General features: G+C 51.0%; 36 protein-coding genes. 1 reads left to right on the forward strand and 35 read right to left on the reverse strand.

What is annotated here, in order from left to right:
• Nucleotides 1-18 precede the first annotated feature (18 nt).
• The 24 genes from OK412_RS08555 to OK412_RS08670 form a co-directional block, all read right to left on the reverse strand.
• On the reverse strand, nt 19-888 hold the full coding sequence (locus OK412_RS08555; RefSeq protein ID WP_264353046.1) for a hypothetical protein: 870 nt from the start codon (nt 886-888) through the stop codon (nt 19-21).
• The gene (locus tag OK412_RS08560) at nt 885-1,616 is read right to left on the reverse strand and encodes a hypothetical protein (RefSeq protein ID WP_264353047.1); all 732 of its coding nucleotides are present in this window, start codon (nt 1,614-1,616) and stop codon (nt 885-887) included. The genes OK412_RS08555 and OK412_RS08560 overlap by 4 nt, the downstream gene beginning before the upstream one ends.
• A gap of 199 nt (nt 1,617-1,815) precedes the next feature.
• Complete coding sequence (locus tag OK412_RS08565; RefSeq protein WP_264353048.1) at nt 1,816-2,439, reverse strand: tail assembly protein; 624 nt, start codon at nt 2,437-2,439, stop codon at nt 1,816-1,818.
• Nucleotides 2,432-3,151 (reverse strand): C40 family peptidase, encoded by a 720-nt coding sequence (locus OK412_RS08570; RefSeq protein ID WP_167432836.1) that lies wholly within the window; start codon nt 3,149-3,151, stop codon nt 2,432-2,434. Before OK412_RS08570 ends, OK412_RS08565 begins: the two co-directional genes overlap by 8 nt.
• Nucleotides 3,152-3,153: 2 nt before the next feature.
• A complete protein-coding gene (locus OK412_RS08575) occupies nt 3,154-3,891 on the reverse strand; it encodes a phage minor tail protein L (protein WP_264353049.1) in 738 nt (245 codons plus the stop codon).
• Between the two features lie 52 nt (nt 3,892-3,943).
• Nucleotides 3,944-4,285, reverse strand: coding sequence for a phage tail protein (locus tag OK412_RS08580; protein ID WP_264353050.1), 342 nt, complete (start codon nt 4,283-4,285; stop codon nt 3,944-3,946).
• A gap of 15 nt (nt 4,286-4,300) precedes the next feature.
• On the reverse strand, nt 4,301-6,775 hold the full coding sequence (locus OK412_RS08585; protein WP_264353051.1) for a phage tail tape measure protein: 2,475 nt from the start codon (nt 6,773-6,775) through the stop codon (nt 4,301-4,303).
• A 21-nt stretch (nt 6,776-6,796) separates the two neighbouring features.
• A complete protein-coding gene (locus OK412_RS08590) occupies nt 6,797-6,967 on the reverse strand; it encodes a hypothetical protein (protein WP_167432832.1) in 171 nt (56 codons plus the stop codon).
• Between the two features lie 5 nt (nt 6,968-6,972).
• On the reverse strand, nt 6,973-7,458 hold the full coding sequence (locus OK412_RS08595) for a phage tail assembly chaperone family protein, TAC (protein ID WP_167432831.1): 486 nt from the start codon (nt 7,456-7,458) through the stop codon (nt 6,973-6,975).
• Between the two features lie 39 nt (nt 7,459-7,497).
• Nucleotides 7,498-7,995, reverse strand: coding sequence for a phage tail tube protein (locus tag OK412_RS08600; protein WP_167432830.1), 498 nt, complete (start codon nt 7,993-7,995; stop codon nt 7,498-7,500).
• A 58-nt stretch (nt 7,996-8,053) separates the two neighbouring features.
• Nucleotides 8,054-8,419 (reverse strand): DUF3168 domain-containing protein, encoded by a 366-nt coding sequence (locus tag OK412_RS08605; protein WP_264353052.1) that lies wholly within the window; start codon nt 8,417-8,419, stop codon nt 8,054-8,056.
• Nucleotides 8,416-8,901 (reverse strand): HK97-gp10 family putative phage morphogenesis protein, encoded by a 486-nt coding sequence (locus OK412_RS08610; RefSeq protein ID WP_167432828.1) that lies wholly within the window; start codon nt 8,899-8,901, stop codon nt 8,416-8,418. The genes OK412_RS08605 and OK412_RS08610 overlap by 4 nt, the downstream gene beginning before the upstream one ends.
• Nucleotides 8,894-9,226, reverse strand: a complete 333-nt coding sequence (locus OK412_RS08615; RefSeq protein WP_264353053.1) for a phage head closure protein — start codon at nt 9,224-9,226, stop codon at nt 8,894-8,896. The genes OK412_RS08610 and OK412_RS08615 overlap by 8 nt, the downstream gene beginning before the upstream one ends.
• A 3-nt stretch (nt 9,227-9,229) precedes the next feature.
• Nucleotides 9,230-9,427 (reverse strand): hypothetical protein, encoded by a 198-nt coding sequence (locus tag OK412_RS08620; protein ID WP_167432826.1) that lies wholly within the window; start codon nt 9,425-9,427, stop codon nt 9,230-9,232.
• 75 nt (nt 9,428-9,502) lie between these two features.
• Nucleotides 9,503-9,832, reverse strand: coding sequence for a head-tail connector protein (locus OK412_RS08625; protein WP_167432825.1), 330 nt, complete (start codon nt 9,830-9,832; stop codon nt 9,503-9,505).
• Complete coding sequence (locus OK412_RS08630; RefSeq protein ID WP_264353054.1) at nt 9,832-10,818, reverse strand: phage gp6-like head-tail connector protein; 987 nt, start codon at nt 10,816-10,818, stop codon at nt 9,832-9,834. Before OK412_RS08630 ends, OK412_RS08625 begins: the two co-directional genes overlap by 1 nt.
• Nucleotides 10,811-12,169 (reverse strand): phage portal protein, encoded by a 1,359-nt coding sequence (locus OK412_RS08635; protein ID WP_264353055.1) that lies wholly within the window; start codon nt 12,167-12,169, stop codon nt 10,811-10,813. Before OK412_RS08635 ends, OK412_RS08630 begins: the two co-directional genes overlap by 8 nt.
• Before the next feature lie 19 nt (nt 12,170-12,188).
• Nucleotides 12,189-12,410, reverse strand: coding sequence for a hypothetical protein (locus tag OK412_RS08640; protein ID WP_147408632.1), 222 nt, complete (start codon nt 12,408-12,410; stop codon nt 12,189-12,191).
• Complete coding sequence (locus OK412_RS08645; protein ID WP_167432821.1) at nt 12,379-14,316, reverse strand: phage major capsid protein; 1,938 nt, start codon at nt 14,314-14,316, stop codon at nt 12,379-12,381. The genes OK412_RS08640 and OK412_RS08645 overlap by 32 nt, the downstream gene beginning before the upstream one ends.
• Nucleotides 14,317-14,373: 57 nt before the next feature.
• Nucleotides 14,374-16,035: a terminase large subunit gene (locus OK412_RS08650; RefSeq protein ID WP_264353056.1), complete on the reverse strand. Its 1,662-nt coding sequence runs from the start codon at nt 16,033-16,035 to the stop codon at nt 14,374-14,376.
• 2 nt (nt 16,036-16,037) lie between these two features.
• Nucleotides 16,038-16,538, reverse strand: a complete 501-nt coding sequence (locus OK412_RS08655) for a terminase small subunit (RefSeq protein ID WP_052271452.1) — start codon at nt 16,536-16,538, stop codon at nt 16,038-16,040.
• Between the two features lie 168 nt (nt 16,539-16,706).
• Nucleotides 16,707-17,015 carry an HNH endonuclease signature motif containing protein gene (locus OK412_RS23450; protein ID WP_319633954.1) on the reverse strand — a complete coding sequence of 103 codons (309 nt, stop codon included), beginning with the start codon at nt 17,013-17,015 and terminating at the stop codon, nt 16,707-16,709.
• Entirely contained in the window at nt 16,993-17,616 is a 624-nt protein-coding gene (locus tag OK412_RS08665) for a hypothetical protein (RefSeq protein ID WP_413629122.1), read from the reverse strand. The genes OK412_RS23450 and OK412_RS08665 overlap by 23 nt, the downstream gene beginning before the upstream one ends.
• Nucleotides 17,598-19,052 (reverse strand): glycosyltransferase family 2 protein, encoded by a 1,455-nt coding sequence (locus OK412_RS08670; RefSeq protein WP_264353058.1) that lies wholly within the window; start codon nt 19,050-19,052, stop codon nt 17,598-17,600. The genes OK412_RS08665 and OK412_RS08670 overlap by 19 nt, the downstream gene beginning before the upstream one ends.
• A 13-nt stretch (nt 19,053-19,065) precedes the next feature.
• On the opposite strand from OK412_RS08670, the gene OK412_RS08675 reads away from it, so the two are divergent.
• The gene (locus OK412_RS08675; protein ID WP_264353059.1) at nt 19,066-19,275 is read left to right on the forward strand and encodes a hypothetical protein; all 210 of its coding nucleotides are present in this window, start codon (nt 19,066-19,068) and stop codon (nt 19,273-19,275) included.
• A gap of 153 nt (nt 19,276-19,428) precedes the next feature.
• Here the strand turns inward: OK412_RS08675 and OK412_RS08680 are convergent, their stop codons facing one another.
• The 11 genes from OK412_RS08680 to OK412_RS08730 form a co-directional block, all read right to left on the reverse strand.
• Entirely contained in the window at nt 19,429-20,205 is a 777-nt protein-coding gene (locus tag OK412_RS08680; protein WP_264353060.1) for a DUF4393 domain-containing protein, read from the reverse strand.
• Between the two features lie 145 nt (nt 20,206-20,350).
• Nucleotides 20,351-20,620, reverse strand: coding sequence for a hypothetical protein (locus OK412_RS08685; protein ID WP_264353061.1), 270 nt, complete (start codon nt 20,618-20,620; stop codon nt 20,351-20,353).
• A 104-nt stretch (nt 20,621-20,724) separates the two neighbouring features.
• Nucleotides 20,725-20,961, reverse strand: coding sequence for a hypothetical protein (locus tag OK412_RS08690; protein ID WP_264353062.1), 237 nt, complete (start codon nt 20,959-20,961; stop codon nt 20,725-20,727).
• Nucleotides 20,962-21,114: 153 nt separating this feature from the next.
• Entirely contained in the window at nt 21,115-21,549 is a 435-nt protein-coding gene (locus OK412_RS08695; protein WP_264353063.1) for an Rz lytic protein, read from the reverse strand.
• 13 nt (nt 21,550-21,562) lie between these two features.
• Nucleotides 21,563-21,979, reverse strand: coding sequence for a structural protein (locus OK412_RS08700; protein WP_264353064.1), 417 nt, complete (start codon nt 21,977-21,979; stop codon nt 21,563-21,565).
• On the reverse strand, nt 21,963-22,316 hold the full coding sequence (locus OK412_RS08705; protein WP_264353065.1) for a phage holin, lambda family: 354 nt from the start codon (nt 22,314-22,316) through the stop codon (nt 21,963-21,965). Before OK412_RS08705 ends, OK412_RS08700 begins: the two co-directional genes overlap by 17 nt.
• Nucleotides 22,317-22,472: 156 nt before the next feature.
• Nucleotides 22,473-22,880, reverse strand: coding sequence for a type II toxin-antitoxin system HicB family antitoxin (locus OK412_RS08710; protein ID WP_167432813.1), 408 nt, complete (start codon nt 22,878-22,880; stop codon nt 22,473-22,475).
• Nucleotides 22,881-22,928: 48 nt separating this feature from the next.
• Complete coding sequence (locus OK412_RS08715) at nt 22,929-23,105, reverse strand: type II toxin-antitoxin system HicA family toxin (RefSeq protein ID WP_052271421.1); 177 nt, start codon at nt 23,103-23,105, stop codon at nt 22,929-22,931.
• Between the two features lie 303 nt (nt 23,106-23,408).
• Nucleotides 23,409-23,837: an antiterminator Q family protein gene (locus OK412_RS08720; RefSeq protein WP_264353066.1), complete on the reverse strand. Its 429-nt coding sequence runs from the start codon at nt 23,835-23,837 to the stop codon at nt 23,409-23,411.
• A gap of 21 nt (nt 23,838-23,858) precedes the next feature.
• Nucleotides 23,859-24,881, reverse strand: coding sequence for a DUF968 domain-containing protein (locus OK412_RS08725; protein ID WP_264353067.1), 1,023 nt, complete (start codon nt 24,879-24,881; stop codon nt 23,859-23,861).
• Between the two features lie 7 nt (nt 24,882-24,888).
• Nucleotides 24,889-25,668, reverse strand: a complete 780-nt coding sequence (locus OK412_RS08730) for a KilA-N domain-containing protein (protein WP_264353095.1) — start codon at nt 25,666-25,668, stop codon at nt 24,889-24,891.
• Between the last annotated feature and the right edge of the window lie 9 nt (nt 25,669-25,677).

Raw genomic sequence — 25,677 nt, forward strand, 5'->3', positions numbered from 1 at the left:
TTTTATCGCAATAAATATTTAAGCCACTTTTTTTCGATACCAACTCACCGCTTTATCTGCTAATGATTCGGCATCACTATCGACCTGAGTGTAAATCGATTGTGTTTTTAAGTACCAGCAAAACTTATCGATCTCTGAATCAACCTGATCGCGCTTTTCAATCTTCAATTCACTACTTGGAGAAAGAATAAATATAGCGCCAGAGTCAAACTCATTAAAGTTATTCACAGCAAGTGAAACATCACGTTGAGCGTCATAAAGGTGACATTTCGCTGTGTTTTCATCTGCATATGCTGCAGATGCAATAGTTGCAATGGAGTTCTTAGCTTTGTAAGGTAAGAAAAGGGTTTGCGTTTGATTGCCTAAATTCACTCTTTTGATAGCAGTAGGCTCAACCATATTAAAGTACTCATCATAATCTAGCCTTACTTTTAACTGGCTGTTTATTATTGTGTAGAGCCGCTCCCTGCTAACAGGATAATAGGCTTTCTCTCGGTTCTTCTCTTGTCTGACGGCGAGTGGCACTATATTAGAAAATATAGTAGAAATTATATCGTCAGCAGAATCTCCTTGAGCATAACCATTAGACACGAAGTTGACGCCACAAAAATCAGTTACATTCTTAATCTGCTTTGTAAGCGCAATCTCTTTAGCAACCTCACATGCAAGCGAAAGATGATAAACCGCAGATTGGGAGTATAAACACTTTATCCTTTCGTAATAATCCAAGACCTGGACAAAAGATTCTCCAGATGCTTCATAAAATGCAACACCAATGTTTAGTTTCTCACCAGAGGCGATGTCAGGCGTCCACTGTATGGTAAACCACTCACCGCTCACCACTGGTTTGTTGGAATGCTCTTCCAGAATTGACGAGAAATCAATCATGCAACACCCGCTAAGACCCCATATTTTTTACTTAATCGCATACTGGATTGTTCTGCTCGAACTTCTAGAAAGTTCATAAGCTCATCTTTTTGTTCGCTAGTCAATAGACGATCAGCCCAGTAAACGATTTCTTCTTTGGCGTGTTCTAAGCTTGTTCGCTGACCTGATCCACTTTTTAAAATGTCAATTTTTTGAGGCAAGGAAGGGTTTGAACGGAAAACATCGCCAAGCACATTTCTTGGTTCAAGTGAAACATTAAGTATTTCAGGCGTCCAGGATAAGTCCACCGGCATATTACTATGGTCAATTAAGGTTACAGAGTGATCAGTGCTAACTACAACGTTGCCAAGATTTCGATCTTGGTTAGCCACCCACTCATCAAAGGCGATCGACTGATGCAATTTATCCCATGAATTTAGAACGTTAAAAAGAGCTTGGTAGTTTAACATGTCACGAATCTTATAAAAACTACTTGGGGTTTTTCCGTCAATGCGACTTGTTACAAACGCTACCGAAGCTACAGGTTGCTCAATCTGAGCCTTGACCTGATCGGGAAGAATTAGTATTCCTGCTTTCGATGCAACCGGAAGTCCTTCAGTCTTAGTTAGTAGATAACCCAAGATTTCGTTAAAGACACCAATACTCTGCTCTTGCGAAAAAATTTTTACAAAGCACTGCCTTTTTTGACCATCTGGCCAGTCCAAAATACATAATAACGTCAGAGCCATTAAACCTTCATCAGGCCTGGATAGTATAGATTTGAAGCTAGATTGTGGGAGTACTTCGATTGTTTTCCTCATAGCTCACGCGCCTGTTAGGGGAGTTGAGCCAAGTTTAAATCAGAAAACACCTAATTAAATCATGATAATTTAAACAGTAATTTTAATGAGGCAATGGGAGAGCTTTTCGAAGTAGTTCAATAAATTTTTATTGCTGATCGCTGGTAAAGCTGCCCGCGCTGATGATCGCTCCCCCAATTTCCCGCATCCCATACAGGACAGGAACGGGATAGCCCATCGCAACGGTATTCACCGGCGCGCCGAACGCATAGTTCGGCTTATTGTCCGTGCTGGATGACGCACCCACGTTGAGCTTGGGTTGCGGCGTCAGCATCTGTACGACACCGCCCAGCAGCATGCTGATACCGATACTGGTCAGTGCTGTAGTAGCCAGACCGACTGCGGTCGTGGTACCGATAGCCGCACCATATGCAGCCAGTGACGCACCCGCTGTGAAGAACGCGGCCACAATCGCAACGGCCCCGATGATGATCTGCAGCGTGCCGCCCCGCTTCGAACCCTCCAGAACCGGCTCCATTTCAAACTCAGTCGCGGCTGAAGACATATCAAATTCCTGCAGGCCAATGTTGTCTTTGCCGCTGAAAAAGGCAAAGCGAACACCGTTAAGATGCGCATTCGACACATACTTTTTGAACCCCGGCACCTGTGAGCACATCGCACGCAGCAGCTCCCGCAAATCGGCGACGTGAAACTGGTGCACCTGACCAAACATTTTTGCCATCCGGCCTTTAAGTCGCATGGTTTTAAGCATCCATCAGCTCCTTTCGGCGCACGATGCGCACGGTACGGTTACGCCAGTATTCGCCATAAGGCACCCGCGTAGACAGGCTCCCGGCGTTATGATGAAGAATGATATTGTTGCCCAGATAGATTGCGGCGTGGTTCGTTACCGGGGCGCTGATGCGCATCATGATCATGTCGCCCTCACGCATTTCCGCTGGTTCAATCTCCACAAACCCCTCCGATTGCCAGTTGTCGTCATACAGGTTTTCTTTGCCGTCCACCCACCACTCATAATCAACAGACCAGTTTTTCAGGGTGATGCCGTGCTCACGCTGGTAGTAGTCCATGATGAGTGTCCAGCAGTCATTACCGCCAATCAGCCAGGGACGACCTGTATAGTCGCGTTCAGTGCGGGGGCTGATGGTGCAGAAGTCACCATCCGGCCACGACATGATCCCCCACTCCACGCCGGAGAAGTCGCACTGAACCCGGTCACGTTCTGACGGGATAAGCTGCGGCACGTCCGGGTGAGAATGGATGACCATCAGAATGTCACCCTGCGCTTCCGCTGCCCGCTTATCCTCCGGCGACAGCGTGAAATGCTCAGTCGGCGATTCAGCGATATTCCTGCAGGGGACGTAGGTCTGGGTCCGGCCAGACTGAATGACCAGACCGCAAGCCTCTTTCGGGTATTCGGCAGCGACGTGTTCACGTATGGCCTCAAGAATTTTTTTACGCATGGTTATTTACCCTGAAGGTTTGCAGCCGGGAACCCGCCGAATGGCAGCGGCTGGTCTTCACCAAACCGGGCCTTACAGTCAGCCAGGCGACCGCCACAAACATCTTTAGACGGGTCATTGGTGGGTGTGCCATCTTTCGCAAAGTACCGGTTGCCCGCGTAATCACATCCGGTGCCGGTGCGATACCAGCCACGCATGCACCAGGTGCATACCGGCGTAATCTGACGCGATGGCAGCTGCAGGCTCTGAATGTCAAAGGGTGAACAGAGTTCAAAATCCACCTGGGTGCGCGTTTCAGACGTTTTAGCGTTCACATAAAACAGCTGTACCCGCTCTTCCTGCGGATTGGCGTTGGGGTTGCCTGCCGTCCAGTTTGCCGCATCAAGATACTTTGCCAGCGTGGTATGAATGCGGACCTTAGCCTTAACCATGTCGTCAAACTGCAGGCAGAGTGTAGTGACATAGTTGCCCACGTTGCCAACAGAAAGCTTTGGCGTCGGCTGTGAACCGGTACTGCTCATCTCCATGCCGGTCAGCTCATACGGGTGAGGATCGTACTCATTGCCCTGCCAGATGATTGATGGCAGGTTTTCCGCTGCAAAAGACTTCCAGCCTTCGGTCGGCAGGTTATACGCATGAAAGCGCAGCACGGTATCAAGCCCAAAGGCTGTACCGTCAATCTCAATCAGCTGGACCAGACTCCCCGGATCTAGCGCCTGAATGTCCTGGTTAAAACTCATTTTTCACCCAATAAAAAAGGGCGCATCAGCGCCCTATTGTTATCGTGACATGTCACGGTGCGAAAGCCTGCTCGAAGGTAAAGCTGATCTCGACAAAGTTACCGTTGATGAAGGCGGGACGTATTGAGTCCGCCTTAATGCGATAAAGCTTTTTCTCATCCCACGGATTCACCCACCAGCATGAGGCCGTGACGTGTGCTTTGAGAAAAGCTCTCACCGTAGCCATCTCAGCTTTACTGCCGCTGCAGGTAACCGGCCACGATTCACGCTGGTCATTAATCCCGACACCGGCAACCTGTTTATATCCCTCACCGAACTGAGCCTGAAGGGTGGCAACGGTGATCTCTTCGGTCGCCCCTGTTCTGACGCACCAGCTAAAAGTATCAATCGCCATTTTTCACCATCAATGTTATCCGCCGCGGTAAAGTATGCCGCCAGGCAGTATCTCTTTCTTAAGACGGTCCGAAAGTACAGTCTGGATCATGCTCTGCAGCTGTCGGGCAGTATTGGCCGTGTTGGTGCTGCTGGTTTCACCGGCCCCGCCACCCTCAACTGTGACAGGTGCGCTGACAGAAATAGACGTACCGCCGCTGCCACCACCACTGCCTATCGCGCGCACACCAAGTGAGCCATCTGCCGCACGCGTCAGCGGCATTATCGCTTCAGGACCGGCCTCCCCCATCAGACCGGCACCCTTAGCGAAGGCAAACAGCGTCGGAGAACTGATGACCGATCCGCTGTACTGGCTCAGGTCATGCGACTCATACACGCCGCCTTTGGCGTTAAGCGTCAGGTTGTTGTAGGAACCATTGCTGAATGAGTTATTCGCTGTGCCACCGCCAGCAGATGCTGCGCCAACAGCAGCGCCGCCGACTGAACTCACCAGTCCGCCTATAAGGTTTACAGCGGCCATCTGCAGAGCAACTTTAGCGATCATGCTGAGTACTGATGAAGCCCAATCCTTCCAGCTGGCTTTATTACCCATAAGCATGGACGATACGTTATCCAGAGCACTATCCATTGAACTGCTGACAACGCTTGCCGCTGAGGCTGAATAATTTGATGAGGTATCCAGCCAGTTAGCCAGGCCACCACTTACACCACCTATCCAGTCTGTCTGCATGGCATCCATGCTTTTGTAATAATCCTCCTGCATTTTTAGACGATCACTCATGGCGCTGCTAATCGCGCTGGTTTCTCTGTCATAAAGTGATTTGGTGATGTCGCCCGACTGATACTGCGACTGCAGTTCACGATGTTGATCGAGATATTCCCTTTCAATATTCAGCCGTTCTTTCATGCGCTGTCGCTCTTTGTCGCCAGCACCAGCTCCCTGAACGTCAATATTTAGTGATGATTTAGCGTTGCTGTTCTGTGCCTGCAGGTTGGCAACAAACGCAGCCACCTTGGCATTTTCTTCATTCGCCTTTTTGACAGCGTTCAGCCGGTCAACTTCCTGTGCCAGCGACTCCAGGCGTTTCTGCTGCGTGGCGTTCAGCCCCTGCAGCTTGCCGTCAGCAATATCAAACTGAAGCTTTTGCTGCTCAGTTACTACAGCGGTCTTTTTACCCGTGGTGTCGATGAGCTCAATCTGGCGCATGTAACTGCGCTCAACCGTTTTAAATGCCGACTCTAGTTTAGCCCCTGCAGTATCCTTCGGCGGCTTCCCGTTGGTCTGTCCCGGAGCGAGACCGAAGTTCAGCAGCGATGACGCACTGGCAGGTGTGACGTCAGGTGAGACCCTGATATCTTTCGGCTGCTTGTTCAGCTCTGCCAGGCGGCCAGTCAGCGTCGCAATTTCGTCCGATATAGCCTTAACGCTGTCGTCTTTACCCATGATCCAGCCGAGGAAGGTCTGACTGCCGTCATACATTCCGTTGCCGCGATCTTTTGCGTTGCTGTTGAGGTAATCAATGCGTGCCTGAATCTGGTCCGGGTTATTCATATCAACCCGGTTACCCAGCGCGGCCATCCGGTTGGATGATGATGTGGCGAGTTTCCCTGCGCCGGCTGCGGCTTTAATCAGCCATCCGGCAAGCTGCGCCACCTGGCTGACCAAATCGGCGATACCCTGCAGCACTTTCGGATCGGTCAGTACATCATGAATTTCTGACAGGGAGTTATTCAGCGGACTCAGGTCAACGTGCGCAAGTCCGGCTGCAATCTCCATCTTCAGCCCCTTAACCTGCGCTTCCATATCCTGAAACAGGGCATTGACCTTAACCAAGTCATCAATGGATTGCGGGTCAGGCGCGACGCCATAATCTTTTGCCAGCTGTATGAACTGTGTCAGCTTCGCATTATTGTTGTCGAATAGCGGAAGAAGTTTTGTGAGGTCATTGCCCAGGCTTTCAAGGATGGTGACCTTGCCGGCGTTGGTGCTGATTTTGCCCAGCGCTTCGCCGATCGCCAGCAACTGCTTGTCCGGTGATACCTTCGACAGCTTGTCGGCAGACAGGCCAAGCGAGTTAAGTGCATCAACGGCCTCACCTGACTTATTCAGGACCGCATCACCGATTTTATCGCTGATGTCTTTGAAGATGTCAGCCATATTGTCACCGGATATACCGGCTTTTTCTGCAGCAAACTGCCAGGCAAGAAGTTCTTGCGTGGACATCTTCAGCGATTTCGCCCACTGGTCTGTGGCGTTCACCTGTTCTGAGGTCGATTTCAGTAAAGCGAAACCGGCTGTGCCTGCGGCTAATGCAGCTGCCTGTACCGCGCCCCCCACTGAAAGCAGTGCAGCAGAGCTGGCAGCAGAATCCTTCTGGACCTGCTTAGCCCATTTTTCAGAGGCACGCTCCGCCTTATCCATGCCTGAAACGAAGCCGCCCACCTTCGCAATAAGGTCAATCGTCAGGGTGCCAAGTGATTTTGAAGCCATAAACTCTCCGTCTGGCGGCCGTTATCCCCAGCTGGTCATGGCTTCATCAAGTGAAATCGGCTCATCAGCAGCAGTGACTTTTGTGAAATGCAGCGTGAAGTCGGTCGGGCTGAACGGCGGCGTTTTAGCATCCCGGTTCACATTGGCAATGGTACTTGCAACAACCCCCGCTCCCCATTCGGTCCGCATCATGGGGTTCAGGCTTCCGTAGCGTTCCCGGAATTTCGCCCAGAGCTGCGACTCTTTGAAGCTGATCGCTTCACGCGCTTCGGCGATGGTGCGCCCGCCGATACCGTTGAGGACGAGCTCGCACCAGAATTCGTCTTCGGCACTGAGCTCGAAGTCTTTCCCAAGTCGTTAACTTCCTGAATCGCCACCAGCAGTGCAATGGTCAGCGCGCCATCAAGAGAGCCACGATCCGGGTCAGCCTCACCGGTAATGTCTGCCGGGGTAAAAATGGGCTTGCCGAATTCATCACAGATTGATGCAGCGATGCGACCGGCCACTCCGTCCACCTTCCCGCCCATTGCTAAAACATCTGAGGTTGCAGTGTGATAGCCCATAGGACGCACATAGACCGTAGCGGTAAAATCTTTATCGCCCTGCTTCCAGTTAATTTCTTTTTCGACCGGTCGCCCAGTAAAGGCTCCGGAGGATTTGAGTGCTTCAAGCGTCAGTTTCATGCTTATCCTGCTATGAATTGGGGCCGGAGCCCCGGTGAATTAGGAGCCGGATTCAGCCTTTGGAATCCACGCACCGGCTCCGGAGCGCTGAATGGTCGCCGTGGTCTGAACCACCGTGTTAGCCTGGAAATCAAAAGGGAAATCGGCGACGTACCCTTTGAACACATACCAGGTGCGGTCGTCAGGCAGGTTGAGCCCATCAACAGCGTTTGGTGCATTCGCAGCGGCCACGGTTGGCACTGATTCGCCATCTGACCAGCCGATAGCGAATACCAGATCTGTCTGGTCAGAGGTTTCTGCGAGATTGCTTAGCATCAGGTGGCTGGCATTTTTGGGGTCAGCATTGAGCGTTGCCGATGCCTGAGCCGGCGTGCGCAGACCTTTCTTATAGGTGCGCGTACTTTTCTCACTCAGACAGGTATCTTCAATCTGATCCGCCGGGCTACTGCCCGGGTTGAATGCGGTAATGCACTCGATTTCACTCACCGTGTTATTTGCAAACACATAGAGCTGTGTGCCCTGCGTCAGTACAGACATGGTTATCTCCGGACGTAAAAAAACCGGCTCAGGGCCGGTTGGTTAGTTGGTGAGGTGATTAGCGAAGGACTATCCAGTCCACATCAAATGAGTAGCGGTAGCGTTTAGTTTCACTGTCGCGAGTCTGATCTCCCCAGCGCGCTATATTTGCGTGTGGCTCAATCGCGTCTCGCAGAGCAGCGGCGACGGCGATTGCTTCGTCGGGGGTATTCGCATAGACATCAACCTGCAGCGTAAACGAGTCCGCGTCAGGTCGTTGTCCAAGATAATTTTCTGGATCACCGCTGATGTTCTGCCATACCGCATAGGGATAGATGACATCATCATCCTGAAGGCCGAACGGATAAAGCCTGAGGCGATCACCACCAATCAGCGCATTCACTGCAGCACTGGAGGAACAGACCGGAAAGATTGGTGCAATCATGTCTGTGTCCCTTTTTTGCGGGCGCGGGCAATAGCCCGGTCCAGCGCCTTATCGTATTCATTGGCGAACGTGTTGATGACCATATCCACACCGTTCTCAGCAGCTGGCCGCATAATTGGCTGAGCCCGCATTTTTTCAGTACCAAACTCCAGTAAACGCCAGTGAGGGGTTGGTGCATTCACAGCTTTATCAGGATGATTTTTGAGTACTGCACCGTGTAGTACGCCGATCCGAAAGGCAAGATCACCGGTGCGCCGGAATACGCGCCCGTTCCACCGCAGTGCTATGTTGTCGGCGATGCTCCGCCCGGTATGAATATCATCAACGCGACGGGCATTAGCCTTTGCCCTGTCCACAATGACATTTCCTGCTCTGCGTAGTGCTGCCCGGCCCCCTTTTTTCTTCAGGTCATCGCTTATTGAATCCAGCCGGCCAAGCAGCGTATCCAGACCGGTCAGGGAAAACCCAACACCATCAGCCATCGTTAACGCCCTCCGAACACGGCAATGTCAGGTAATCCCGGCCACTTTCAGGGTCAGGAAGTACACCCTCAATGTTGAATATTTTATTCCCGTATACGATGCGATGTTTTGAGGTGATGTCGCTGCGGAAACGGATCGTTATACGCGTAGTGACCTCAGCCTGTGTAGCCTGCGCCGCTATAAACTCCCGCGCTGACAGTGGTACAACGTCAGCCCATAACTTTTTAATTTCCTGCCATGAGTTGACGGTTGCTCCGGTTAAAGGGTTCTGGGTTTTAACCGGCTCCTGAAGCGAGACGCGATGCCTCAATTTTCCTGCCTGCATGAACTACCCCTTTGGCTTTCCGCTTAGATAAGTGGCAGCCGGCATATCATCCTGCACCTCATCAGCAAAGGTCTGATAAAGCACCGCGGCTAACGACTCGTTTGATTCAGCCAGGCGGCTTATTGCCGCTGTCTGATCGGTCATTGCTTTTGTTTGCGCTGACATCGCTTTCAGCAGCTCGCTTACCTGTTGCTCGTTCATAGGCGATTCTGGTCCATTTCTTTATCCAGTCACGGCGCGCCTGACATCCACTGCATGCCATATATGCTCCTGCGCTCAGAGAATGGTTGGTTTACGAAGGGAATAAATGAGGCATGTCACAGAGTAAGGTAATTCGCCCTGCTTATACTGGCTCTCTTCCTCGCCGCCACGGACGCGATCAAGGATGCCTATTAAAATCAGTGTTGCCTGTTTTACGCGCTGAAGTTCAGGTGCGGCGTCAATGATTTTGCCATCTTCGCCGACAACTTTGTCACGGCTCCCCTGTATGTAATCCAGTACGGCCGCACTCGCAGAGTAAATTTTTAGCTGCAGATCTGAATCACCATCATCGGTATCAATACGCAGATGATCTTTGGCTTCGCTAAGCGTTACAAATTCCAGCATCACTTAGCCCTCGCATCACGACCGCGCTTAACAGCAAGTTTCCAGCCTTTAGAGCCATCTTCACCAGGCTTATCGCCTGTTTCCTGATGGCAGTACCAGACCGAACCGCCCCACGTAACGCTGTCACCCGGGTAATACTTCACGCCGTCTTTGAAAATGTCGCGGTAGATCATTACCGGCATGCTGAACGTTTTCTCTGTTTTTTCACCGCTTGATTTAACCGCGGTGACAGTAAACTGACGATCTTCGGCCTGAGTGATATCAATGTCGCTGATACCGTCTACCAGGCACTCCCAGCCATTCATACCCGTTGTTTTCTGGAATGAACGCCACAGGCCGCCATGATGAATAGCATAGGTGCCACGCGGGTATGATTTCTCAGCATCGATATGCGGCATAATTTCAATCTGAAGCGCGTCTTTTCCATCTTCGCCAGGCTCACCATCTTCCGGCTTAGGTATTTTAGCCACCGCATCTTTCACCATCTGCGCGATATCCGGCAGCGGCTCGGGTTGCGGCATTTCAATGGCAGAAACGGCCCGTTGTATCATGCCGTCAATATCCGGCAGAACTGGCGATTCCGGCACCGGAATCTCAGACACCGCATCTTTCACCATCTGCATGATATCCGGCAGCGGCTCGGGTTGCGGCACCACAATGGCAGAAACGGCCCGTTGTATCATGCCGTCAATATCCGGCAGAACTGGCGATTCCGGCACCGGAATCTCAGCCACCTCATCTTTCACCATCTGCGCGATATCCGGCAGCGCCGGCGCGGCAGGAACATAAATCTTCGCCAATACTAAATCGGCAATAGCCTGCTCATCCGGTACTGACTGTTGATACTCTTCGACCTGAGATTTAAGCCTGTTAATTACTTCTGCCTGTTCCGTCAGCGCGGTTTCATAGCGTTTTTGCACTGCAAACAGCTGCTCTTTTACTGCTTCGCTGACAGCCTTAAGCAGTGACATGTCACGTTTATTCATGGGTAAGCAGTCCTTTCAGCATTGCCTTGACCATGAAATGCTCATGCTCAGTAAGAGCTTTGCTCCTTTCATCGTCAACAGGTGGTGTCGGCGTGGTGGCCGCTTCAGATTTGGATTGAGTGCCAAACGGATCGTCACTGGCGTCCCTTCTGGCTAAAGCTGACAGCGCATAGTTCTGCTGCTGCAGATATGGTGTATCGCCACCTTCAACAGGCGGCATATTTTCGCTTTTGCGTGCCTGATTGGGGGTGAGGAAACCAGCACCGATGCCTTCGCTGTAGGTTTTGTAACGCCCTTCAGTGTCCATGCGGATAAGTGTATTCAGGTCGAATTCCACCCCGGTCTGCGCGTCCAGTTCTAATGCCTCATCCAGAAGAAGTTCAATACCTTCAATGTGTGTCTGGAGACACTGCGAGTAATACCCCTGGTCGAGAGCTTCAATATTGTTATAGGACGGTGTTGATGCGGTGTTGACCTTATAAATCGGGACGTGGAATGTTGAGCAGATGATTTCAGCAGTCAGTTTTAACTGCTCCACCATCTGAGCATCTACGGCTGTCATAGCAATAACTTCAAATGATGCATTATCAGCCAGCAATGCTGTTCTTCCGGTATTTTCGCCGGAATAACCCTCGTCCCAGTTCTGTTTTATTTCCCGTGCTTTATCTGCATCGACCGCCCCCGGAACTTTAATAACGCCTCCGGGTTTTCCGCCGTTTTTAAAATGATTTGCGGAGTTTGTCAGGATCGCATCGCCCTGCATTGCTGTCAGCCCACAGGCATAAATGGGTGACAGTCCGCAAAGAGGATGGAAAAAGCAGTTGAACCGATCGTGAATAATTTCCCGTGCCGGCACCATTACCTGCTGCTCCAGCCCGTGAATATTATCCGGCCTGACCTGATAGAAAATTTCTCCATCATCGGTCACGTAAGGCGTAACTTTGTTTGGGTCCAGCACGCGCAGTTGCTTAACGTTCCCGCTGACATCACGCAACTTCAGCACATAGGTGTTGCCATCAGAAAGCTTTGAATTCATCCAGCACTCGAAGAACTGCATACGTGTCTGAAAGCTGTTTGGCTTTCTCAGCAACGGGGAAATCTTCGCATCGCTGTGATCCGTCCAGATACCGCTGCTCAGTTTCTTTTTAAGCAATATCGGCATTTTCGCGATATCTGCGGCAATTAGAGAAATGCAGGTGAAGACCGCGTGGTAAGCCAGCACTGTTGTACTGTCTACTTCTATATTTCGCTGCCATGCGCCGGAAAATGACTCAAAAATCCTTCGCCACCAGCCACCATTAGCAGCCTGAAGCGCCTTTTCTTCCTTTGGTTTTTTGCGGAAACCGAACATTGGCTGCTTCTCCTGAGCGTTAATTCTTTTTCTGGCTCTTTGCCTTTTTCTCGACAATATCGATAAATTCAACATGGCCGGTTAAGCGGAGAACCTCAGCGTGATCGTCACGCAGAAAGCGTTTCTCACCCGCATGTGCATCATGGGTGTTTTTGAGATAACGAACCTGTTTCATAGAGAAAAGAGCGGGGATTTCTCCCCGCATCTCCTTAGCTGCCAGCGTTAGCGCTGTAATTAACACCGGTAATCACCGCCACCGCCGCAGTACGGCGACGCTTCCAGTTGATCCAGCGTTCGGCGCGGATTGCCACGCTGTTGGTCTGGAACATGGAAACCATTTCAGTCGGATTCGGCGTGATGCTGTCGCCGGTAGGTTCGCTCTCCATTTCAAGAGATGCCTCACGGGACATATCAACCGCAACGCCACCATCATCTGCCAGGTAGATATCCGGCGCGTTAACCAGCACCAGAAGATTACCTACATACTGAGAGACGATGGCCGGCAGACCTTCGAAAGTACCGCCAAACATGGTCATGTCCGGATACTCTCTCTGGCCCAGCGCATTTTTACGTTTTGACAGCGCCAGCGCTGTAGTGCTGGACATCAGCCATACGCCACCAGTCGGTTGCAGACCCGCATCGATAAACACCTGAAATGCGTTAGTGCTGTCGGTGTCAGGGTTGCCTGCACTTGGAATTTGCTGCGCGCCATTGGTGATAGAGGCCGGAGACACGTTAGCGACTTCTGCTTTTGCCGGATTGACAAAGTCAGCATCCAGTCGGGCGATTACCGCTTCAGCCAGGCTGTTGCGCACCAGTGCATCAGCGGCAGGATTAGAGAAGCGGATCAGCTCATCAGTCAGCACAGCAATGGCAGCGACTTTGGAGAAGCCAAAGGTGATTGATTCAAAATCGAATTTAGTCAGGGGCTTAGCTTTACCCTGACCAACCCAGTTCGCAGAGCCGCCAGAAGTCTGAGCCGGAATGCGGATGTTGAACGGAACCTGACGCAGTGCAGGAATATCCCCCTGACCAAAGCGGCCGATAATGGTCTGTGGCCGCAGGAATTCGACGAAGTCCTGAGCGTACTCCTGATACTCCACCAGGCTGCCAGCCCACTGCGGATCAGTTGTGGTACCTGCACCTACAGCAGCTTTCAGAACGTGGTGAAGCTTGGCATCTCGCGGATACTGACGCTTTGCGATCTCCAGCGCTTCGGTACGGCTGCCATTTGCAGCGGCCAGTGACTTGGCGAAACGCGCAAAAGCGATCCCTTTTTCCAGCGGCTTCTCAACATGGATCACCGCAGGAGCGCGGTTATCAACAGTGTTTACCACCGTACCACCTGCTGCTTTCTGAACCGGTTGAGCGGTCGCGGCTTTAGTCGATTCCATGTCACGAAGGCGAGCCAGGTGCGCATCAACGGATTTAATTTCCGTACTCACTTCGTCATACTTATCTTCTTCTTCCGCATCAAGCGTGCGGCCTTCATCGAAGGCTTTTGACATAACATTTTGACGCTCAGCATCGAGCGTAGCGCGCTTGGTTTCGAAAGTTTTAATCATCTCGGCAATGTTCATCTTGGTTCCTTTAGTCTGAGAATTTTTAACTGCTGTAGCGCCAGCGGGTTTTATTTTTTTCGAGTCGTTCTGCACTACGCCTGACGCGGCCCGCAGCTTCTCATCGATGGATTTAACGGTCTGGATCGTGCCTTCGGCATTGGCCGGCACCGTTACGACAGAGAGTTCGTACCACTCCCACTTCGTGAACCGGATGCCGCCTTCGTCGATGTAGGCGTATTCAATAGGCCGGAAGCCGATCGACAATCCTTTTACAAGGCCAAGCCGGATGCTCTGCCATGCTTCTTCAAGTCGTGCCGCGAGCTGACTGGGTGCATCTGCCTGCGCCAGTGTGGCTTTGATTTCGATACCCTCAGCGGTAACCTTGGCGCTGGTCACCTGGCCGATGGGAGACTGATGGTCATGCTGCCAGAGCAGCGGGATGGGTAACTGAAACTTTGCGCCCTCGGGCATCACAATGTCGCCATACCGATCCGGTGACGGCGTTGTCGCGATGCCGGTGATTTCCCGCGTATCCTCATTGACCGCCTTTACCTTCAGAAGGCTGACGGCGTGCTGATTCTTCATTTCCCTTTCTCCAGAAACGAAAAAACCCGCCGGAGCGGGTCGTTGAAAGCGGAATTTCTAAATGAAAAACACGCTGTATTCTTTTTTGGTAGCAGCCGGATTCAGCGCCATCAGATACATGGCATTAAAGAGAGCCATCAGCGGGTCGATTTTACCGACGCCGCTGGCACCCTTGGTTACCAGTGGTGCATTGCCGCTGATGACAACTTTGGCGTTACCAACGCACCAGTTCATCAAGGGCTGAGGTGCATGCTTCAGAGCACCCTCTGCCAGTTTGCGCTCAGTAGTCTTACATGCGCCGCCCAGCCGCCAGCCCTGACTGACACCCACAACTGAATCCTGCGGTATTCCTGCATCAATCAGCGTATCCAACAGCACCCCGATCCCTGCCGGGTCCATACCTACCTTATCCAGCAGGCCTGCTTCGTAAATCTGCGATACATACATCGCAACTTCATCCGCATCATCACCAACTCTTTTCACGATGGTAAGATCGCCCTGCTTTTCAAAGTCACGCAGTTTGCTTTCTTCGCTTTTGCGGCGCTCCAGCATCTTTTCATGGCACCAGGCATGAGACCAGGTGAGCCAGTCGCGGGTTTTCTTATCGCGACCGGCCACAGAAAGCCCCAGAAGATCATCCAGCCCGCCCCCGTCAATGCCGACAGTGATAACTTCGCACCGGGTTAAAATCTGTTTGAATGTCACAGACGGATCAGACTGCGTTTCCCAGAACTCCGCACCGGCCCAGCGGTCGTTACGGAGATTCATGCCGATTTCAACGTTCAGATGTTTGGCGAGAAACTTTCTCAGGCTGCCTTCATCTTCCTGCGACCGCTTAAGATACTCATCATCAAGCCACTCTTTACTGACAGAGCGGCCCATGTTCGGGTTGGTGATATAAAAGTTATCCGGGTTGCGGAAACCTTCATTTTCCACCATTTCAGGCGGGAACTCATAAAGGATGCCGAGCGTTTTGCCATCCTTGATGATCCCGTCACGGACGTTACGCCAGTAATCCAGTTTCTTTTTGAAGACACCTGCAGGCGGCTCATCGCTCTGCGTGGTCAGGTAAATCACCCAGCCTTCATTACGCGACACCTGCCCGCCCAGCGCCTCAATAAACATCGCATCCGCTTTGGCATTTTTGCCAAACAGCCACAATTCCTCCACCAGAATTCGACCGGCCTTTTTGCCCGACACCGTATCGCTGTCAGCAGCCACGACCTTCAGGCTGTTGCGATTAACCCGATGGGTAATGGTGCGAATGTGATCCTGAACGTGAAAAAGTGCTGAGAGCTCTTCATCTTCACGGACCATGCTGGCAGCTGGTTTAAAGCAGTTGTCGGCAACCTCTTTTGTCGGTGCCAGAATCAGATGCTCTTCATCAGCACGCCAGCAGATAATCAGCGCGGTCAGCATAATCCCGGCAGCAATAGTTGATTTCGTGTTCTTCTTGCTGATGAGAAGACCATACTCCCGGATCATCTGATTGCCGGTTTGTTGGTCATAGCCGCCGAATATTGCCAGCACAAAATCAAACACCCACTGTTCTGAACACTCGCCAAATGTCGGCTTTCCAGGCAGGTCAGTTACCCTGAGTTCTTTAAAGATAGACAGTGCGTGCTCACCAGAATCTCTGAAAATAGGCGGCGGAATTATTGACTCACGGTTAATGAGCCTGCTGGCCCAGTCAGCGCATGCGGTGGACCACTCAGGCATCTTTATCTCCCGTTATTCACAATCAGCTGTGGCGGAGCCATGCCCATGAACTTGCTGGCAACCGCCTTAGCAGCAGCCTGCTTCGCATCCTTCTTGCCGCCCTCACCTTTTTTGCTATGTAGGTAGGGGAGCATCGCCTTTGCGGCATCTTTGCGGGTATCAATATCCTCAGCACGGTCATTCATAACCGACTTCAGAAACTCAAGCGGGTCATCATACTCACCAGCCGCCCGGACAATTTCCGGCACTGGCTCGGGATCAGGATTCAGTGGCGTGTTTATCGCTGGGGTATTAACTTTTTTTCCATGCGTTGGCACGTCGTCAACTTCAACTTTTTCATTCTTTTTGCGGCTCATAAAAGCGATGACTTCCGGGTCTTTAGCAAGCTGCGAACCCTTGGAGCGTGCGGAGTTTGCGGAATACCCAGCCTTTATAGCCGCATCTTTTTTCGACATACCGGAAATCAGCGCCAGCGCGAATTTTCGCTTCTGGGCTGTTAACATGTTTACACCCTCCAAAAGGGGATATTTTCTGTGCGTGAGAGGGGGCGAGGTTTCGTAGAGGATCGGCCTGAATCTTTTGGCCCCCCCCACCCTCAAATGATAATTGATATCATTCTCATTGAAATAATTGCAAATGCAATTATAAATTAGGTTGAATGATAACTGTTATCAGTTAACTTTCATGTCTGCATTGGTCTTCTTCCGATGGCAACCTTCCTCGCCACAGCAAAGGATTTGGCAATTGGCATCGGTGTCTTCACCACCCTGATGCAGAGCAACCTTGTGATCCAGCTCGAAGCCGTGAGGATACTCAGTCAGGCGACCACACATCGCGCAGCATGGATTGGCAGACCATAGTCGCTTGCGTCTTGACTGCAGCTTCCAGCCAGTGATGCGAGTTTCAGCTACGGTTGCAGTCCTCACACGTTGCGTTCTGTCAACTGAGAGCCGGGGCTTAAGCGTTGCGAGACGTGCCATGATGATCCTTTGAATCCAGCCGCCATGCTCTGCGGCGCTCTGTGCGTGGTGTGTTATCAGGGTGTCTTTCGACAGTATCGCTATCTAGGTGGTCCACCAGCGAGTAACACGGATAAACTATCGTGCCACCGTAGGCATCACCGACTGCATAGTCAGCAGGTGATCGATGATTCCAGCGCGACAGCACCTGCTCTAACCTGTGAGTCGGGACGCTATAGCAGACGCCATGAATAAGTCGGCTGATAGTGATGTGTTCTGCCTGACGCCGGTCTGCATCAATCAGCTTTGTCGCTATCTCAAGCTGATACTGAGGCGGCCTGCCGGTACCAAGGTAAAAGCTCAGCAGTTCATTAGGGAAGCGTGACAGCCAAGTTTCGACCTTCTGCGCGAAGCCGGGCACCGGCAGTGCATCGTCTTCCAATATGACGACACGGCAGTGCTGCTGGCTGGCCCACTCAAGAGCACGGCGATGATTCCAGTTCGCGCCATGCTCACACTCGTCAATAAGCAGGTGTGCGTTAATCGACTCTGCCAACTGTTCTGCCTGATGCCTGCGTGAGTGATGACCGACCACCACAAACTTTATTTGTGTTTCCACCAGGCAAACTCCTTACCGATTCCATCTGACTTGAACACTGTATGCACGCTGGGACCGGTCACCAGCCTGTCGCTGTAACGGTGGGCGACGATACCGAATGTCATCATGTCACCGACAGCGGAGGCCGATGATTCCTGCCCCCAGAAGCGCAGCGATTCAATGTGGTAGTAGAGCCGGACGATGCCATGCGCTATCGCCATCACGTCAGCGCGGGAGCCACCGAGCAGGCCAGCGTTGAGCATCACATCATTACGATACTCACTGATGAATGCCTGATAGATAGCTTCAGGGTGAGACTGCTTAGCCCAGGGATCGGTATATGTCTTTGGCTCAGAGCCAACGTAGATTTTGCCCGGCTCCATCTCATCCCACGGTTCGCGCAGCATCTCAACGTCAGTTCCATCAGTGCACCAGACGAAGTGATATTCAGGATGATCGCGAAGGTGCTGCCAGATATGCAGCCACCGGCGGAAGTAGACATTCATTTTCACGTCTGGAACACGCCATAGCTCAGCGCTGGCCGGTGGCTGTTCAAGCTCATCAGCCAGTATTACTGGCGTCGCGCCTTTGACCGATGCAGCCCACTTAGCCAGCAGGTCAGGCGATGCTGTCATTCTGGTGTTTCGCTGTGGGTCATGCTGACTGGTCAACAGCGTGGTAATCACCACTTTGCGCTGCTGTCGGTACTCTGCGTATCCGGTATAGCCGCTGTTGCGGCGCTCGTTGTGAATGGTCACGTTGCGCTTAACCTGTGCTTCACGGTCAGGCTTAGGCACTGACCGCTCAACAGCCTGATGCTCATCAAGCGAATAAATAAGCTTTTCAGACCCGACGACATCAGCGAACGCCCAGCTCGTTAACCCGGCATTGTGGATACGCAGCGCCAAATCAGAGTGTTCATACATTCCACGCTGATAGATGGGATCGAAACCGCCAACCTTCTCAATCGTGCTGCGATGGTAATAAAGCATCACGCCGCGCTGGCCGGTGTATGCGACGTGCTGTTCATCCCGGTAGAGTACCGCTATATCGTTAAGCTTCTGCCCGGTGGCAAAGTCCTGAAACTGGTAAGCCAGATGCGGCTCGGGTGATTCGATGTAGGGATGCTCCCAACCACCAGCAATCGGCCAGGCATCGTCATCCCACAGGAACAGGTGCTCGCAACCGGCGTCGATTAGGGTTTCAAGGCTGGCGTTTTTAGCGGCCACAATGCCACGTGACGCTTCATGCCGTATGACCCTGACGCCTTCAGGCGCTGTTACCGGCCTTGCTGAACCGTCATCAATAACAACCACCAGCGCACAGGCTGGCAGAAACTTCAGATGGTGATCCAATGCGCGGGATAAAACGTCATGGCGGTTATGGGTGCTAATGGCAATGCCAATGCATGAATTGGTTGCCACTGGTTTATACTCAATACCATCAATCATTACGCGCACGGAGTCCTCCCCGATGAAAAGGGTCTTGGCCTTTATTGCTTCATATTTTATTTTTGGCTTAACTGCCTATGTCTTTATGAAGGCAGGTATGTATGTTTCTGAAGAATATTTTTCTGGCGGCACCTTCCCCTTAGTGATGATCACCGGAGCTGGTTGCTGCATTGGCTATGTGTTAGCTATAACCTTCATGAAAGGTGCTGGCTTCGATAAAGATGTCGAATAATATCCATGCTGAGATTCCTGACTGGCGCGCGTGAAAAATGCTAGTTACTGCTGAGGCCACCAGCCGATGATTCATTGTGTTTATGCTTAAAATTGAGTTTAAGGAACTCACTTTTAAGCATAAAGTAAAAACGCCCTAAGGCGTTCATGTAAATCAGCTTACTTTGCTTAAGCTCTTACTGCAGCACTCGAAAAACAGTTTGCCAAATTTACTAACTCTGATGAACCAACAATTGTAGAATGAATCTCTGCGGTTCTTACATGGCTCAGAAACGTCATAATCATTACTGTACTCAATTAATTCAAGCGCCCTCAAGTGATCAATATAGATATAAAAGTTATCGGGGAAATGTAAGTCTTCAGGTTTGAGTAAGATATCAATCAGATTTGATTGTTCTTGTCCAAGCGTATAGGTTGCAGTTGAATAAAAATTCTCACGTTCCTCTTTGCTTACCACGTCCCAATCAGACACTCTCCTCATATATGCGCACACCTCGAAACCTGATATTTTAAGGAGCATAAATGCTTCATCAGATGAGAGCTGAGAAATCAAATGAATGAAGGATGGATGAGCCAATTTCACCCTTTCTGAATCCATTGAAGCAGATAACAAATCAACATACATATCTGAAACCAAATTATCAGTTACTTGATATTTTAGCTTGTCAGCAACCTCAAGTATTAAGCTATCTCGGGGAGTAATTCTTTGCGATTCGGGTACGTCAGAAAGCGCTTCAGCGATCCTTCTGTCAATTAGATCCTGACGCAAAGCGGCTGCTTGTATAGGGTATGTTAAGTACCGCAAAGTTTTGAGTATCTGCTCACCAAACAAACCAAGTTGAACTAATGGCCCCTTCACACCATCTTTGTAAGCATCTTCTATAACTTCCGGTGGAATCGCTTTTAAACCGTCCAATACGTCTTTACACATGCCACACCTCCCTTGAATGATTTATGGAGGATATTAGCATTACATTAGTGGCATCGCTCATTGTAAAAAACGGTGTCTCAACGCTTCACAGCGTCGCTAAAGGTTATCCCTTGTCGGAGGATTCAAAAAAACCGCCATAAGGCGGTTATGATTTTTGAAAGTTATGCTTGAAGTGATCAGTGACTTCATCGACGGCAAACTGCACATGTGTCGTTTCGTCTGGAAAGTTTATTTCTAGACCGTCGTAAACCCATATGTGATGCCCTGTTCCTGGAACGGCTTCGTCTAGCCTGGAAACCATTGCATAGAAGCTTGAACCATCACTTCGCTGAAATACCTCATATTTGTAATTGATTCCACTGTCACTGATGTATTGGATAGTCTCTTTAAGGTATCCCTTCTTTACGTAAGTCATAGCTAGTCCCGCATGATGTAGGATTGCTTAACTTATAACCTTCCTTAATGATCTCCAAGTATTTTCATCATCAGGCACACTCGCAAATGCGCCTTGTGATGAACTCAGCAGTCGTCATCCGGCTGAGCAATTGCACGACAGGCAAACATACAGGCTTTCTGCATCTCCGTTTTTGCCATCGCAATCCAGCGCGGGTCTGCACCAGTTTCTTTTGATGTGTCCAGCAGATTCAGGAAGTGGCGGCTAACATCTTTCAGCCGGTTCATCACTTCAATATCGCCTGGGGTTAACGTCCGGTACCCCTTAACGGTACTGCCGTCCTGCGGTTTTGCTTCGCTCATGTGTTTACCTATCGGTTTGACTCTATTTTACGGATGGCGGCGCGGTCGAAATTGCACTGACCCAGAGCACTATATAACTCAGCGTTCAGGCTTACGCTGTCACCGAACGTCATATCCTGTGATGGCGCTGGCACGTCAATCTGACTGGTCAATTCAGCCGGAAGGCTTAGCTGAGGCTGCTTTACTGTCCGGTACTCCACCAGCGGCTTTTGCTGCGTCGCGCAGCCTGTCAGCAGCATCAGGGGGAACAGGAGCAACAGCACACTTGTCCGCCGCAAGGTAACGCTTAATTTCATTCTGTAGTTTCCGGTTCTGCTGGGCTGTTACGGCACGCTGCTCTGTGACCTGACTCATCACAACGTTCTGTTGCTTAACGGCTGTTACCAGCTCAGTGACGCTTGATGCCAGGCCATCGTTCTTTGACCGCAGGTCCTTAATTTGATCATCTTTGCTGTTGGCTAACTTCTCCAACCGCTGGTTGGTTGCTTCAAGCTGTGAGCTGCGAGCATTTAGCATCCACAGGCACACGCAGATAATTGCGATAACCAACAGGTGTGAATAGTTTTTGATGAACTGGATAGCAGCCATGCGGCCTCCTGTTTCAGACAAGGTCGAGCGCCCGGATAAAAACGTCAAATTCGTAGGGCTGATTGCCATTCTCATGCTTGATGATCGCCTGCAGGAGAGGAATCAGCTTGCGGCTGTCATTCAGATCAATTGGCTTATCCGCGTCAGTGCCGGTCGCCTGAGCCACGCTGCGGATGTAGGCCTGTGTATCGTTCTCGTTCGGTGGAGCCCAGCGCTTCACAATGCCCGTAATGGTTTTCAGACCGTATTTGCTCTGGTAATTGCGCAGAATGATGATCATTGCCCGAATGCCATACTCCGGACTAATGAACTGACAGAAAGATTTATCATTGTGCTGCGGCTGCGGCACCAGCCCTTTCCACTCATCGCCCCAGCGGATGTTGCCAGGATTATTATTCCGGATGCCGCGTGATTTATTGCTGCCCGTCATTTGTATACCCTGCCTTTCTTTCTATCAGCCTGCGAAGCCTTTCGCTGATGTAGTCATTGCCTACATACCCGATGTAAACCGCGAATACCTGTGCGGCAGCGTCAGGGATGCTCCAATTAAATAAAGCGCCCATCACCTGCAGCGTCGGGCCAGCAAAGAACGCCAGCGCGCTGCAGGAGACAGCGTCGAGAACCCGCTTACTCCACGGGCTTTTTGCATAGGCACTGCGTAATAGTGAAAACATGCCTGCTACCCCGGCATATCCCCATTCTGTTTTGTGGGCATACAGCCACAGCAGCACTGTGGCCCAAAAGCCCGGGTCTTTTTCTGGAGGCATGCTCTGATTCCCGCCACCGGGATGATGGCGGCTGACTGTCGTTAAATGAGTTGCGCAGCACCACGGCGTCAAAAGTGTGTGTGGAGACTGATTGGCGTGCGCAAAAACGAAAAAGGCCCACCGAAGTGAGCCTTTGAATTTATTATTTGATGCCTGTCAGGCAGCGACTAATTCAAGCCGCTTGCCCAGCGCTGAGAGCGCCTTTTGAACAGTATCTATTTTGGTCGAGTGATGCAGATCGAAGATGCGCGTTACCTCCTGCTTTTTAACTCCCATGCGTGAAGCCAGCTCAACCTGGGTTAAGCCGGAAGCAAGGAAAGCATTTAGCAATAGCACCTTCGCCGACACACTCGCCGGAACCTCTACAAAATCCCCTGTCACCGGTCCAGGTGCCGGAACAGGCTGGTTATCTTCAAAGTAGAAATCAAATGAAGTAACCAGCGCATCCAGCCCCATCGCTAACGCCTCCTCGCGCGTATCGCCCTGAGTAAGCGCCTCCGGTATATCCGGGAACGAAACCACATATCCGCCGTCGCACGGCTCAAGATTTATCGGGTATCGCATATCGTCTTAGTGAAACTCCGCGAGAACCAGCCCCGGAGGGCTGGTTAATTATTTCAGGCCTAACTGCTTCATTATGGCCTTTCGCAGTGGTTCTTTTAACTCAGCACCGGGATGCCTTGGCATTACACTTCGCTTCCCGTTGTATCTCAGCTTCAGATGGTTAGTACCGTTTGAAACTTCGACTCCCTGAGATTCAAGCCACCGCCTGAACTCGCTTTGCTTCACTACTCCTCCTGTCTGTTGAACATGAAGCTATAGTAAACATTTATGCTTACCTGGTCAACATTTTTGTTTACCGGAGGCCGATATTTTTGAAAAATAACCCTGACGCAAAAGCGGTAAGTGCCTTGCCCGTCGGCAACAGGGTGAATTTCTTATCCCCTGCAAGGGATAGACAGATCGCTATCCCCTTTAGGGGATATTTAAAATAAAAAACGCCTCCAGGCTGGTAAGGCCCGAGGCGCTTTGACATCCACATTTGGAACTGACTTTTAGCAGATAAGCTGCACTGCTTGGTAATCGACCTTATCAGATTACTAAGGAAAATGCGGACCGCGTGAGAGGTTTTTTCAATATTTTTTTCGGCGTCAGTTCGTCGTCCATATCCAGCCGCACATCCAGCATTGCCAGGCAGCCTTCAATGAACCCCTCAGCCATCTGGATTTCAATTCTCACTATCTTTTCATCGCGCCTGGCCTGCTTCGCAAGGGTGCGCTTTGAGATATTGAAAAAGTAATGCAGCACAATGATCGCGTGCTCATCAGGGCGCTTGGCTTTAAGCCGGGACAGGCAACCTTCAATAATCAAACCGTCTCCATCGCTGCAGGTAAGCGTTAACTTTGAATCCTGCGGCAGCAGCCCTTTAAACCCCGCTGCGATTGCTGAGTAATCAACACCGCTGCTGTCTGACTTAGCCCATCCGGCCCAGCGCTCTAATACCTGTGACATGTCACGCATGTTTAATCCTCTCCACACACTTTATTTTTTGTCCGCCCCGATCACGCCGACTGCAATCGCGAAATCGAGGAACCTGAACAGCAGCTCAACCTGGCTGCCGTACTTCGCTTCAAACGCTTTCATATCCCGGTGCAGTTCATCGTGATGCGCTCTGCATAGCGGTATCACAAATAAATCATGCGCCTTCGTTCCCATTCCCCCCTGTCCGTGTCCAATGATGTGATGAGGATCGTCAGCCTGTATGCCGCAACATGCGCAAGTCTGCGACTTTACCCATCGTGTGTATTTCTCACTTTCCCAGCGCTTACGCTTGGGGCGCTTCATGAATGATTCTGGTGATTCCGGGTCTGCATGGAGGCTGATTATCTTTTTGACGATCTGCGCTGCATCCTGAATAACTTCCCGCGCCGGTCGCACCGGAACAATGCGAGCCTCTTTCAGCTCGCCGCTCTGGATAGTCTCTTTCGGCATGCGCAGAACGCGCCTGGCCGGTGCCTCTGGTATAAGGTCAATCACATCATTCAGGGTTGCCCACCAGCACAGTTCAGGAAGGGTAAGCTGGTGGTCACCTAGTAACGCCATCTGGTTACAGGCGGCGCTGATTATCCAGAGAGCGGTGTTACCTTTTGCGATGCTCTCAACCTTGCCGGGAACACCATTTTCCCTGAACTCATTATCGTGGCTGTAGCAAAGAGACACCAGGCCGTTTTCAGTTTCTGACACAGTAAATTCATGATGATGCCAAACGTCCAGCTTCTCCCGCTCCCATTGGCAGCAGTTGAAAGACTGGACGAAGGATGCCAGCGCATTCGGTCCACCAGCAGCCTTTATCACGCGTTCGTGACTGAAGAAGGGAATCAGTGAGGGTTCATCAAGTAACGGCTGTGTACCGTCATTCAGCCGCCCTGATGGCAGGTCTGCCATATCCATTGTCGGTGTGCTGACCACCACCCTGCCCTTAAACAGCTTCAACAGGTCTGGTCCTGGCTTCAGCAATACAATCCCGGTGCGAGGTGCTACCTCTGGAGTAAGTAATGCTCTCACAATCACCTCAATGTACGGTGTCGAGCAGGCGGAGAAGCTCGGCAAATTTTGATTCGAAGAAATGAGGCTGGGTTTCACGCGGATTAGCCGGACTGGTGATGTTTTTACCGTACATGCAGCCTTTAGCCGTCAGTGACCAAAATAGCTTTACACCATCGGTGCCTGACCGGCTGGCTCTACTTTTATGTTCAACGATCCCCAGCTTCTCAAGCTGACGATAGGCCTGGCTCGCATTCATCCGAATATTATTTGCCTTCAGCAGTGCGCTCAAAGACAGAGTAGGACGGCTTGATCCGTCTTTTGCATCAACTGGTGCGTCGATAGCATATGCAGGCATCATATTAGGGATGCCGTAATGCTGTTGAATCTTGTGATATGCGCCAAGCTTTGAGGAGTTTGAAAAGTTCAGCATTCGGGAGGCTGATTCAAGCAGGATGATACTGGCCTGCACTTCTTCTGGCATTGAAACTACTGGGGGTTTTGATACCAGAGAATCGTACGTGCGAATTACTTTTAAACTGAATTCGGCGCTGATCCACATCGCGTATGAATAGACCAGTTCTTTGCATACGAACGTACCCTGGTTCATTCCGCCCTTAATTACCGATACAGGAATTCCTGTATCGCTCAGAAGCTGAACGAGTTCATTGGTCTGTTGAAGATTACGCCACAAGGTAGGTTCATGTCTGCGTTCTCCGCCTGCTGCACGATGAAGATCGTTAAGGCAATAACGGCCGGAGCTGTCCTGACGAACGGAAACCCCATCAATCACTAAAAGCTGATTCATGCTTTCTTC

It is taken from the genome of Pantoea sp. JV6, from assembly GCF_025910055.1.
Classification (GTDB): Bacteria; Pseudomonadota; Gammaproteobacteria; order Enterobacterales; family Enterobacteriaceae; genus Pantoea; species Pantoea agglomerans.